This is a genomic window from Planococcus sp. A6 (assembly GCF_028823615.1).
GTDB lineage: Bacteria > Bacillota > Bacilli > Bacillales_A > Planococcaceae > Planococcus.
Window position 1 is genome coordinate 36,971 of the sequence record NZ_JAPEHT010000006.1, and the last position, 11,998, is coordinate 48,968.

Below are 11,998 nucleotides of genomic sequence, written 5' to 3' on the forward strand. Positions count from 1 at the left end.
AAGAGCGGATCTCTTCTAAAGAGATCCGATACGTTTGCACTGACAGAAAGAGGGAATAACAGAAATATTCTGACATCAATAAACGGGAGGGAAAAACATGAAGGCAGTAACGTTTCAAGGAACGAAAGATATGCAAGTCAAAGAAGTCAAAGACCCGGAACTCCAAAAACGTGATGACATCATCGTAAAAATAACTTCCACCGCCATTTGCGGTACAGACCTGCATATCTATCAAGGGGCATTGCCTACCACCAAGAATACCGTCATCGGCCATGAGCCGATGGGCATTGTCGAAGAAGCGGGACCAGACGTCACCAAAGTGAAAAAAGGCGACCGAATCGTCCTTCCATTTAATATTAGCTGCGGCCAGTGCTTCTATTGCTCACACGAGATGGAAAGCCAATGCGACAATTCAAACGGCAATCCCCATTTTGATACGGGTGCCTATTTCGGGTTGACGGAACGCTATGGCGATTATTCAGGCGGACAGGCTGAATATTTGCGCGTGCCCTACGCTAACTTCATGCCATTGGTCATTCCAGAATCTTCAGAGCTCGAAGATGAACAGGTCCTGTTCCTGTCAGACGTACTGCCGACAGCCTGGTGGAGCGTCGAGAACGCAGGCGTCAAAGAAGGCGACACGGTCGTCGTTCTCGGCTGCGGACCAATCGGCCTCATGACCCAGAAGTTTGCCTGGATGAAAGGGGCGGCACGGGTTATTGCGGTAGATGAATTGCCGTACCGGATGGAAAAAGCGAAAAAGATGAATAATGTGGAAATCGTTGACTTCAGCCAGCATGATAATACGGGGGCGCTGATCCACGAAATCACAAAAGGCGGCGCACGAGTTGTCATTGATTGTGTAGGAATGGACGGCAAGAAATCGACTGCGGAAGCCGTTCAGCAAAAGCTGATGCTGCAAGGCGGGACGCTAAGCGCGATCGATATCGCGAAAGATGCCGTCAGCAAATTCGGGACCATCCAATTGACGGGGGTCTACGGATTGACCTATAATCAATTCCCACTCGGCAATTTGTTCGAACGCAACGTAACGATGAAGATGGGGCAAGCGCCGGTCATCCATTTGATGCCGATGCTCCTCGACAAGATCGAAAAAGGCGAGTTCGATCCGCGTGAAATCATTTCACACATCGTGCCGCTCGATCAAGCGAGTGAAGCGTACCGGATTTTCAACGACCACGAAGACGAGTGTACCAAAGTCATTTTGAAACCATAAAATATGCCGATGAAACGCTCCGGTAACCGGAGCGTTTTAATTTTGCCTTGCCTGCGGTATGATGGTACAGAAGAAAAAGGGGGGAGACCAGATGGCCGAAATATCGGAAGTCAGAAGAGAACTTGCGCTGGATTGTTTTCTATTGGCCGGAAAAGTCATGATGGAAAGCGGCGCGGAGACATACCGGGTGGAAGATACGATGATCCGGATGGCGGTTTCGCAAAATATGATGGATTCCCATTGCTTTGTGACTCCAGCGGGCATCATGTTTTCCCCGAGCAATGATTTGCCGACGCGCTTTGTCCGCATCCATGGGCGCCGTACCGACCTCGAACGGGTGGCACGTGTCAATGCCGTATCGAGGCGTCTCGTGGCGGGCCAGCTGACATTGCAGCAGGCGTATGAAGAAATGACGGAAATCGAAAAAAACCATTACTTGTTCCCTCTGTGGCTGCAAGTGCTCGCAGCTGCAGTTGCCAGTGCCTGCTTCCTGATTTTGATGGGCGGTGGCTGGGCGGACATTCCGTTCGCTTTTGTCATCGGGGGAATTGGATTTTATATTGTGGAAATGGTACTTGTGAAAACAAGGGTCAAGTTTTTCGCGGAATTTATCGGAGCGGTCGCCATCGGTACTTTAGCGGTGCTCGTTGTGAATAGTGGATTCGGGAACGATCCCGATACGATCATCATCGGTTCGGTCATGCCACTGGTGCCCGGCTTGCTGATCACCAACGCCGTCCGCGACATGATGGCCGGCCATTTTGTATCGGGCCTATCGATGGGTGCGGAAGCTTTTCTGACGGCATTCGCCATCGGGGCCGGCATCGCTATCGTATTGTCATTTTAAGGAGGAGATCGAATGAACTGGCCTTTGGAGGCGTTTCTAAGTTTTTTGGCAGCCGGCGCATTCGGCATCATTTTCAATATCCCAAGAAAGACGCTTATCAGTTGCGGGCTTGTCGGGATGAGCGGCTGGCTTTTCTACCGGAGTTATTTCCTCATGTTTGATGACCCGATTCAAGCAACCTTCGCCGGCGCCTTTATTGTCGCGATCGTTGCGCACATCTTGGCGAAGATCTTTAAAATGCCGATGATCATTTTCAGTGTCGCCGGCATCATTCCGCTCGTTCCTGGAAGCCGTGCATACAATGCGATGCGCAATATCGTAGAGAATGATTACATGGAAGCGGTCGATTTCGCTGTACAGGCATTGATGATTTCGGGTGCCATCGCCATGGGCCTGGTGTTCGCGGAAGTGCTCATGCAATTATATTTCAAGCATCAAGCAAGACGGACTCAGAAAAAAATGGGCTTTACACAGGAATAATCCATAACGAACAGGCAGCCTCATTTGTGGGCGGCCTGTTTTTTTGTGCAGGATCTGACAATAACGCCTCAATCCGATACTAACCCCAGGAAGCGATTCCCCACTAGCCGGCAACTTGTAAAAAAGCAGACCCATGTAAACACGTTGCAATCAACGAAATATATGAGCTGCCAAGCGCGACGGGTGAGCCGACGCAGTAGGAGAAAAGCTGCACCCAATAATCGTATGAACCGGCTTGCTCAACTTTTGCTACGCTCAAGCATCGCAGATGAATTGGCTCAATTTACTTTCGCCAATTCATTGTAGCCAAAGGCCAACCCAAAGCGAGGCAGCGAATATCCGTGTGATGCGAACTCCAAATTTCTAAATATCCACTATCCGACACGAACCCCGGGAAGCGATTTCCCCACTAGCCAGCAACTTGTAAAAAAGCAGATTCCCGTAAACACCTTACAATCAGTGAAATGTATAAGCTGCCGGGCGCACAGGGTGAGCCGACGCAGCAAGACAGGTGTTCTTCCTGTCTTGTGGCTAAAGGCCAACCCCAAGCAAGGCAGCGGATATCCGTATGATGTGAACTCCAATAATTTTAAATTCCTATACTAAGTTTTCAATCCTAACAGAACAAAAAACCCAGACCACGGAATTTCCGCAGTCTGGGGGAGAGAGATTATTTTAACCATTTTTCGAGTTCCTGGGCGTTCATCGGGTGGCTGATGATATAGCCTTGGATGCTATTGCAATCCATCACCCGAAGCAATTCCAGCTGCTCGTTCGTTTCGACGCCTTCAGCGATCACTTGGAAATCAAGTGACTTGCCGAACTGGATCATGCCTTTAATCATTTTCTGCATTTTTTCCTGCTTCGTGATCGACTGGATGATGGTCCGGTCGATTTTCAATGAGGAAATCGGCAATAACAGCATATAACGGAAAGAAGCATAGCCTGTCCCGAAATCATCGAGTGCAAATTGCACGCCTTGCTGGTTCAGGCGGTTCATTTGCTGCATGATCGGGCGTTCCGCTTCCGCTTCAAGCGCGAACTTCTCCGTAATCTCGATCATCAAGGAATGGGGATCGCAATTATTTGCCTTCATTTGCTCGATCAGCATGCTCGCCATATCCTTATCGCGGAATTCGCGGATGGAGGAGTTGATGCTGATGCGCAAATTGATCCCTTTTGCTTTCCAATCTTTCAGCTGTGCACAAGCGGTCTCCAACACGAAGCTGCCGATTTCATGGATCATGCCATTTTCTTCCGCAATCGGAATGAGTTCATCAGGCGTCACGACGCCGATTTCATCGTCATTCCAGCGGACGAGCGCTTCGACGCTTTCGACATTGCCAGTCGAGAGATTGACTTGTGGCTGATACAACAATTGCAGGTTTTTCCGGTCCAGTGCATGGACAAGGCGTTTACGTGGTCGTCTGCCGTCAACGTGGAAATGGCGCTGCCACCGCGGTCTTTGACTTTCTTGATTGTCGCATAGGAAGCTTTGATCAAGTGGACGAAGCTCTGCTGATCTTCCGGGTATTTCGTGATGGCGCCGCTGACGGTCAAGGGAACTGCCGTGCCGCCGATATAGATCGGGTGCTGCTGCAAATAAGGCAGGAAGCCTTCGATGAACCAGTTCGGCAATGGCGTGATCAACGCAAATTCATGAAGCCCTGCGCGTGTAATCAATGAATCGGAGAAATACATGCGCAAGCGTTTCGTGAATTCGATGAGCAATTCATTTTCCGTATCCGTATCCGATACATCACGCAAGGTGTAAAAGCGGTCGATGTCGAGGAACAGGAAAGAGAAATGGCGGCCTTCCTTGATGTGTTCCGCGACGGCCTGCTCAAGGCGGTGGCGGTTTTCAAGCCCTGTAATCGGGTCGATAAAAGCAATTTCCTCCAGGTGCTTTTGGGCATGCTTTGTTTCCGTGATGTCTTTTTCAAGGAAGATGTAATACGCATCCTCCTCTGATAATTGCATGGGAATCGCCGTCAAGTCGACCCAATAAGTTTCACCATCTTTTGTCGCTTTTTTCGCTTCGCCGTTCCATACATGTCCATCTTTCAAGCTTTCCAGGATCGAATCAACAAACTCGAGGTCTTCTTCGCTGTCATGGAACATCTGCCAGACAGGTTTGCCGAGTACGCGTTTCGGGGTCCATTTGCTGAGCTTGAGGAAATGGGGGTTCGCGTAAGTGACCAGGAACTCCTGGTCGAAATAAGTCATCATGAACGAATCATCCAGCCCATGGCGAAGGTGGCTTAGTTCCCTTGCGGCTGAGCCAGCGCTTACGCTATCATCGATTTCATAGATGGTCAGAAGGAAACGCTCGCCATGCGATGTGAACGCTTTCGTGACGACCGTAGAATAGTTTTGCCCGCCACTGCCAAGGCCGATTTCCATGTTCTCAAACCGGACCGGGTTTGTGCTTTCCAACAGCATTTCCCAAGGCTGCTTGTGGAGTGCGGCTTGTTCTGGATTCATATAGGAAAAGGGCTGGCCTTTAGCGGTCTCTGTATTTAGTTGAAAGATGCGTTCGGCATGCCCGTTGAACCAAGTGATGAGTCCTTCTTGATCGAAAATGATGATGGGGAAGGGAATATGGTTATATGCTAGGGTTTGTGCCAAAAAATCCTGCTTTTCACTCATTAACTGACGCTCCTTAACCGTTTTGTACTTTCATTATAAAGAAGAAAAGGTCTTTCGTCACCACTTTACAAAAATATAATACGGGAATTTTAGCACAGAAACCATACTATCCTTTTTAACCCACTCGTGAGAGAATAGGCATGATTCGATTGAAAATTGAGGAAAACAACCAATTTGTCCCGATTACAAAGGGTTCTAACGATAAAAACAGCTGAATTAGCCAATTCGTCACGGATTGGCTTTGTTAAATGGAAGGAGTGCTGGCGAATGGAACGGCTAAAGGGAGTATCCATGATACTGATAGGGGCGATGCTTTGGGGAGCGACCGGGCCGCTCATGGAATGGACGCTCGACGTCTACCCGATCACTGTGTCCTTTCTATTGACTATTCGGCTTATTGTCGCTGGCATCGTGCTGCTGTTGTTCTTGAAAATGAAGCAGGTGCAGGTGACGTCGATTTTTCGGCAAAAGATATGGACGCGTCCTTTATTGATCTTTTCAGTAGCCGGCATGCTCGGTGTCCAATACAGTTTCGTCGCAGCGATCGATACGAGCAATGCAGTCTTTGCCACATTGATGCAGTTTCTGGCACCTGTCTATGTCATTGTTTTCATTTCCATGCGCCTTCGCAAATGGCCGCCGGTCTATCAAGTGCTCGGCATGGTCGGTACGCTCGCTGGCTTATTTTTATTGTTGACGGACGGGCGTTTTGTTTTGGGGCGTTCTGGTCGGTTTGGCTTTTACATTCTACACGCTTTATCCGGCCAGGCTGATGCAGGAATGGGGCGTCTTGCTCGTTGTCGGCTGGTCCATGCTGTTCGGCGGCATCTTTCTAGGGCTCATCAATCCGATTTTCCTGTCGGATGAATGGGAGCTATTGGCAGACCCGACGCTCATTTTGGCGATCATCGCGATTATTGTGGTCGGCACGATGGCATTTGTGCTGTTTCTCAGCAGCATGCGATTCATCTCGCCTGTAGAGACGAGCATTTTATCCGCGATGGAGCCATTGACGGCGATGGTCATTTCGCTTGTCTGGTTCGGCCATTTTCTATCCCCATTGCAAATCGGTGGAGCTTTTCTCATGTTGGTCTTCGTCACTTGGCTATCTTTTGCGGGCAGTGAAAAAACTGCCGATGACCGCTCTTGAGTAAAGGCATGCAGCAAAATGCTGCGTGCCTTTTTCATTTTCGAAAGCAAAAAAGATTCATTATAATGCATGACAAAAAAAGGGATATCTCTACCTGATATCTGAAAATTATGGCATACTAGTTTTAAATAAAGTTCGAGTTTCGAAATGTTCAGGAGGCACCCTTATGAAAACCGTTTTTTCTTATACCAAACCATATTCATTTCTGATCGGCGTCGCTTTGTTCTTGATGCTCTTGGAGTTGGTCGTCGAGCTTTTGCAGCCATTGGTCATTGCGAGCATCATCGATGACGGCATCGTGGCAGGGGACCAGGATACGATCATTCGCTTGGGGCTTGTGCTCATGGGCTTGTCATTAATCGCTTTTTTATCGGGTGTCGCCAATTCATATTTCGCTTCCCATGTATCCCATAGCTTCTCTTTTGATGTCCGGCGCAAAGTTTATGAGCGCGTCCAGTCTTTCTCGCTGGCGATGTTCAATAAATTTCCAGCATCAGGCCTCATCACACGGCTGACGAGTGATATCCAGCTGATCCAGCAAGTGCTGTATATGAGCTTGCGCATCATGCTGCGCGCGCCGTTGCTTGTCATCGGCAGCATGATCATGGCGTTTGTCGTCAATGCACAATTGGCGATTTATTTGATCATCGTCTTTCCAATTTTATTGGCATTTTTGTATGTCATGGTACGAAAAGGCGTCGTCTATTTCAGCTTTGTGCAGCAGCGGCTTGATAAAGTCAACCGCATGGTACAGGAAAACCTGCAGGCGGTCCGGCTGATCAAAGCCTATTTGCGTGGCAAGTATGAAGCGAATCGCTTTTCGGAAGTGGCGGGTGCGCTCAAGACCGATACGGTCAAAGCATTCCGCATCATGGAAATCATCTTGCCGATCCTGCTGTTCGGCATGAACGTGTCTCTACTCGCGGTTGTTTGGTTTGGGGCTTTTGAGATCCGGAGCGGAGACGCGCAAATCGGTGAATTGGTCGCCATTGTCAATTACGCGATGCGTATGACCGGCGCATTTTCGATGTTCTCATTCATCATTATGGCGTTTGCGCGTGCCATGGCATCTACTGGCCGCATTGAAGAAATCCTTTTGGCGGATGATGGCGGCGAAGAATCGAATGGTGCAACTGTGCCGGTTAGAGAAGGGACTGTCCGTTTTGACGATGTGTCCTTTACGTATCCGGGCACTTCGCGAAGAGTGCTTGAAAACATCAGCTTTGAACTGGCGCCACGCGAGAAACTGGCCATTATGGGCGCCACGGGATCCGGAAAAACTTCTTTATTGCAGCTGATTCCGAGATTCTACGAAGCGACAGAAGGGAGCGTATCGGTGCACGGCCGTGACGTCCGCGAGTGGGACCTTCAGGAACTACGCAAGACGATCGGGCTTGTGCCTCAGCAGTCGATGCTCTTTACCGGCAGCATTTCCAATAACCTGTCCTGGGGCAAAGAGCATGCGGAGCTTCCGGAACTTACAGAGGCCGCAGAAAAAGCCCAAATTGACGAGACGGTCCAGCGATTCCCGAAAGGCTATGAAACGCGCGTCGGCCAAAAGGGCGTCAATTTATCCGGCGGCCAGAAGCAGCGCTTGTCAATCGCACGGGCATTGGTCCGCAAACCGGCGATCTTGATTCTCGATGACAGTACCAGCGCGCTTGATGTGAAGACCGAATCTGCACTGTGGGCCGAGCTCGACAAAGAACAAGCGACGACACTGCTGGTGACGCAGAAAGTGCGGACGGCGATGCGTGCAGACCGCATCCTGCTGTTGGAGGATGGCATCGCTTCAGCTTACGGCACTCACGAGGAATTGCTGGATAGCTCTTCTTTGTATCGTGAAATTGCGCTGTCCCAGCAAGCGGAGGAGGTGGATGAATATGTTTAATGCAATCCGCCGGCCTTTTGGCTATGAGCCGGTATTGACGAAAGAAGATTTAAAGAAATCCCCCGATAAAAAGAATGAACGCGCGAAAAACTGGAAGTCCACCTTGCTGCGAATCTGGAAGCTGGTCGACGAACAACGGACGCTATTGATCATCGTCCTGACGCTTGTGTTCATCAGTTCTGCGATGGCACTGCTCGGGCCGCTTTTGATCGGTTATATCATCGATACCTATATTGTGCCGGGTGCATTTGAAGGCATGGGCATGATCATCGGCTGGCTTATCATGGTCTATGTGCTCCATTCGGTTTCTCTCTATTTGCAGAACTACTGGATGGTCGGCATCGCCCAGCAAGTCATCTATCAAATGCGCGCGGGGCTGTTTGGCCATCTGCAACGCTTGCCGGTGTCGTTTTTCGATAAGCGCCAGCACGGCGAATTGATGAGCCGTATGACCAATGATATCGAAAACGTTTCGTCGACGCTCAACACCTCGTTCATTCAAGTGTTCTCGAGCATTTTGACGCTGGTCGGGACGGCAGTGGTGATGGTGTTTCTCAGCCCGCTCCTCACCGTATTGACATTTATCATCATCCCGATTATGTATTGGGCCGTTCGCTGGATCACAAAACGTACGGGCCCTTTGTATAAAGAACAGCAAAAAGCGGTCGGGGATCTGAACGGCATGATCGAAGAAACCATTTCGGGACAGAAAATCGTCAAAGCCTTTTCCCAGGAAGACCGCGTCATGGATGAGTTCCTCGTCAAAAGCGAACGACTCCGCCGCACCGGCTTCTGGGCTTGGACGTATGCCGGATTCATTCCGAAAGTGATGAACTTCCTGAACAATGGCAGTTTCGCGCTCGTTGCAGGTGTCGGCGGATTGCTCGCCTTGAACGGCTCGGTCACCATTGGTGTGATTGTTATCTTCACTGAGTATTCACGACAGTTCACGCGCCCGTTGAACGATTTGGCAAACCAATTCAACACGGTGCTCTCGGCCATTGCGGGGGCTGAACGCGTATTTGCCATCATGGACGAAGCAGAAGAAGCAGACGATACGAAAAACAATGCCGATAAGCGGCTTGAAGGAAAAGTCGAATTCAATAATGTGTCCTTCAAATACGAAGGCGCGGAAGAAGAATGGACGATCCGTAATCTGAGCTTTACGGTGGAAACCGGGCAGACGGCGGCATTTGTTGGTGCGACAGGCGCAGGCAAAACGACCGTCATGCAGCTTTTGGCGAGATTTTACGATGTCGATGAAGGGGAGATCCGCATCGATGGAACGCCAATCGGGGCGATGCCGCGAGAAACTTTGCGCAAGCAGATTGCCTTCGTCTTGCAGGACCCGTTCCTGTTCGAAGCTTCAGTCAGCGACAATATCCGCTACGGCAAGCTTGATGCGAGTGACGAAGAAGTGGTGGAAGCGGCGAAAAAAGCCAATGCCCATGACTTCATCTCCAAACTGCCGGAAGGCTACGATACGGTGCTGTCTGGCGACGGTTCGATGATCAGCCAAGGGCAAAAGCAACTCTTGTCGATTGCCCGCGCGCTCATCGCTGATCCGGTCATCTTGCTGCTTGATGAAGCGACAAGTTCGATTGATACCGTGACAGAGCTGAAAATCCAGGAAGCACTTGAACGCCTTATGGAAGGGCGCACGAGTTTTGTCATCGCTCACCGCTTGAATACAGTGAGGAAGGCGGATTTCGTCTATGTCATGGAACTCGGCAAATTGGTCGAATCAGGCAGCCAGGACGAATTGCTGGAAAAAGGCGGCTTGTATGCCACCATGCTGGCAGATGCTAAATTATAACGAAAACTAAGCAGAAGGCGGGGAGATCCCGGCTTCTGCTTTTTTAATGGAAATGAAGAGCCACGGGAAGAAACCTTAATTTCGGGAATCAGGTGGCGGCAAGCGCTTTGGGCGGTTATGATAAGAAGAAAAAGGAAGGCGGGATGGAAATGGAATTGTCCCTGTCGATTGCGTCGTTTCCGCTGGATGCGGAGACTGCCGGGGAAATGGAGCGGCTGATTGACGGCGAGCCGGAACAGTGCCGGACCTTGCTGCAAAGTGAATTATGGCAAAAACAGTTCGCAAAAGGATTTGCGGTGCTCGCTTACACCGATAGCGGAGAGCTGGTGGCCTGTGCGGCGGCAGCGGATTTGGTCGGCTTGCATCATTACGAATGGTCGGCATTTGTCTCGCCGGATTACCGCCGCCTTGGGCTGGCAACAGCTTTGGCTGACGGCGTGCAGCATTCCCTCGTACAGCGCGGGGCGGAAAGTGAACTCGCGGCATTCACGGAACATAGCGCATCAGATAGCTGGTTAGAAGGACTCGGCTATCATTGTACTTTCCAGGAATTGCAGTTTGAAGCGCAACCGCTTTCTACGTACCAACTTGCTGAAACGGTCGAAATTATTCCGTACGAAGAGCAATATTCACGCGAATTGGTGGATCTTCTGCGCGCGGCATTTGATGAATCTGTTCTTCCGGTGCTTGAGCACAACCTGGAAGATACGGAGCGCCATGTTTATTTGATGCGGCAGGAGGGCGAGCTCGTGGCGACGGCTACATTGAGCAGTGAAGACCAGGCGTTGTGGGTGACAGCGCTCGCAGTGTCACCGGATACCCAGCGATCAGGCTATGGCCAAGCATTTCTGAAGTGGTCGCGGCATTTAGCGCATCAGAAAAAATTGGCGCGTGTGCTGGTCGAAGTGGAAACGGAAAATGTGGCGTGGCCGGTTTATGAAAAGGCGGGCTTTACAAGGTTATCGACCATTTCCTATTGGCAGCGCCCGCTGCAATAAAAAACTGCCCGGCGATAAACCCGCCGGACAGTTATACTTTAGTGCTTATTGATTTGTTTGTTCGTAGTTTTTATCGGAGCCGTCTGCATAGTCTATTTCGATTTCAATTTTCTTGAAGCCAGGATCGATACCGAAAGCTTCGACAACTTGACTGATGACTTCATCATCCGGTGTGTCAGGGGTTAAGTTTAATTGGGACATGCCTTGTTCCATTTCATTGAAAGCTTCATCGCCTGTCAGGTCAACACCGTCGACTGTGTTCTCATATTCGGCTTCTACCTGGCCGCGCTCTTCTTCGTAGCTGAGGTCTAGGGCGTCATCTTGGTCAGGCATATCGACCTCAACGGACAAGTCAGTGAATCCGTATGTTTCGCCGTCCTTAGTTCCTTCAGTTCCGCCGCTTGGAGAAGCATCTTCAGTCGATTCCGCTTCCGGTGCTGTCGTTTCTTCAGCAGCATCGTCTGTAACAGGCTGCGTGACTTCTTCGTCATCGCCGCAAGCCGCTAGGGCAAGTGAAGCGGACATGATAAGAACTGGAAAGATCATTTTTTTATGGGTGATCATAATAGAAAAACTCCCTTTCAAATTTATGTTTACCGTTCTATTCCCGAAATTATGGGGAGTAAGCAATGAAAAATGTAAAAAAGTATCGTACGATAGGAAGCACTAGCAGAGTCGAGCATAAGCTGAGCTTGAATGGAGCCATTCAAATGGATAAATACAAAAACGGGCAGAATATCGCCGCTGCAAACGAACAAAATATCCGCACGGATTTCAAGGAAAGCATGACTTACGGTGATTATTTGCATCTCGACAAGCTGTTGTCTGCACAGGACGGCGTCAGCGGACACCACGATGAATCGCTTTTCATCATCATCCATCAAGTATCCGAACTATGGATGAAGCTGATCTTGCATGAGTTGTCGGCGG

General features: G+C 49.9%; 10 protein-coding genes and 1 pseudogene. 8 read left to right on the forward strand and 3 right to left on the reverse strand.

Annotated features, from left to right (window positions below; all coding sequences use genetic code 11):
• Positions 1–97 precede the first annotated feature (97 nt).
• From ON064_RS01905 to ON064_RS01915, 3 genes are all read left to right on the forward strand, one after another.
• A complete protein-coding gene (locus ON064_RS01905; RefSeq protein ID WP_274623385.1) occupies positions 98–1,237 on the forward strand; it encodes a zinc-dependent alcohol dehydrogenase in 1,140 nt (379 codons plus the stop codon).
• Between the two features lie 91 nt (positions 1,238–1,328).
• On the forward strand, positions 1,329–2,084 hold the full coding sequence (locus tag ON064_RS01910; RefSeq protein WP_058382863.1) for a threonine/serine exporter family protein: 756 nt from the start codon (positions 1,329–1,331) through the stop codon (positions 2,082–2,084).
• 12 nt (positions 2,085–2,096) lie between these two features.
• The gene (locus ON064_RS01915) at positions 2,097–2,564 is read left to right on the forward strand and encodes a threonine/serine exporter family protein (RefSeq protein WP_101191415.1); all 468 of its coding nucleotides are present in this window, start codon (positions 2,097–2,099) and stop codon (positions 2,562–2,564) included.
• Positions 2,565–3,234: 670 nt separating this feature from the next.
• On the opposite strand, the gene ON064_RS01920 is transcribed toward ON064_RS01915, so the two are convergent.
• Together ON064_RS01920 and ON064_RS01925 are read right to left on the reverse strand one after the other, a co-directional pair.
• Entirely contained in the window at positions 3,235–3,942 is a 708-nt protein-coding gene (locus tag ON064_RS01920; RefSeq protein ID WP_274623386.1) for an EAL domain-containing protein, read from the reverse strand.
• Positions 3,849–5,213 (reverse strand): sensor domain-containing diguanylate cyclase, encoded by a 1,365-nt coding sequence (locus tag ON064_RS01925; RefSeq protein ID WP_274623387.1) that lies wholly within the window; start codon positions 5,211–5,213, stop codon positions 3,849–3,851. The genes ON064_RS01920 and ON064_RS01925 overlap by 94 nt, the downstream gene beginning before the upstream one ends.
• Before the next feature lie 267 nt (positions 5,214–5,480).
• Here ON064_RS01925 and ON064_RS01930 point away from each other — a divergent pair.
• From ON064_RS01930 to ON064_RS01945, 4 genes and pseudogenes are all read left to right on the forward strand, one after another.
• A pseudogene (locus ON064_RS01930) lies at positions 5,481–6,363 on the forward strand (DMT family transporter).
• A 166-nt stretch (positions 6,364–6,529) separates the two neighbouring features.
• Entirely contained in the window at positions 6,530–8,254 is a 1,725-nt protein-coding gene (locus ON064_RS01935; protein WP_274623388.1) for an ABC transporter ATP-binding protein, read from the forward strand.
• On the forward strand, positions 8,247–10,070 hold the full coding sequence (locus ON064_RS01940) for an ABC transporter ATP-binding protein (RefSeq protein ID WP_274623389.1): 1,824 nt from the start codon (positions 8,247–8,249) through the stop codon (positions 10,068–10,070). The genes ON064_RS01935 and ON064_RS01940 overlap by 8 nt, the downstream gene beginning before the upstream one ends.
• Positions 10,071–10,177: 107 nt before the next feature.
• Positions 10,178–11,068 (forward strand): GNAT family N-acetyltransferase, encoded by an 891-nt coding sequence (locus ON064_RS01945; RefSeq protein ID WP_274623390.1) that lies wholly within the window; start codon positions 10,178–10,180, stop codon positions 11,066–11,068.
• A 45-nt stretch (positions 11,069–11,113) separates the two neighbouring features.
• Here the strand turns inward: ON064_RS01945 and ON064_RS01950 are convergent, their stop codons facing one another.
• Positions 11,114–11,632, reverse strand: coding sequence for a YusW family protein (locus ON064_RS01950; protein ID WP_274623391.1), 519 nt, complete (start codon positions 11,630–11,632; stop codon positions 11,114–11,116).
• 146 nt (positions 11,633–11,778) lie between these two features.
• Between ON064_RS01950 and ON064_RS01955 the strand changes: the two genes are divergently transcribed.
• A partial coding sequence (locus ON064_RS01955) for a tryptophan 2,3-dioxygenase family protein (protein WP_274623392.1) occupies positions 11,779–11,998 on the forward strand: 220 nt, incomplete at its 3' end.

Coding starts and splice junctions, on each gene's coding strand:
- ON064_RS01915 (WP_101191415.1), top strand. CDS start 2,097: ATGAACTGGCCTTTGGAGGCGTTTCTAAGTTTTTTGGCAGCCGGCGCA.
- ON064_RS01905 (WP_274623385.1), top strand. CDS start 98: ATGAAGGCAGTAACGTTTCAAGGAACGAAAGATATGCAAGTCAAAGAA.
- ON064_RS01935 (WP_274623388.1), top strand. CDS start 6,530: ATGAAAACCGTTTTTTCTTATACCAAACCATATTCATTTCTGATCGGC.
- ON064_RS01950 (WP_274623391.1), bottom strand. CDS start 11,632: ATGATCACCCATAAAAAAATGATCTTTCCAGTTCTTATCATGTCCGCT.
- ON064_RS01940 (WP_274623389.1), top strand. CDS start 8,247: ATGTTTAATGCAATCCGCCGGCCTTTTGGCTATGAGCCGGTATTGACG.
- ON064_RS01925 (WP_274623387.1), bottom strand. CDS start 5,213: ATGAGTGAAAAGCAGGATTTTTTGGCACAAACCCTAGCATATAACCAT.
- ON064_RS01910 (WP_058382863.1), top strand. CDS start 1,329: ATGGCCGAAATATCGGAAGTCAGAAGAGAACTTGCGCTGGATTGTTTT.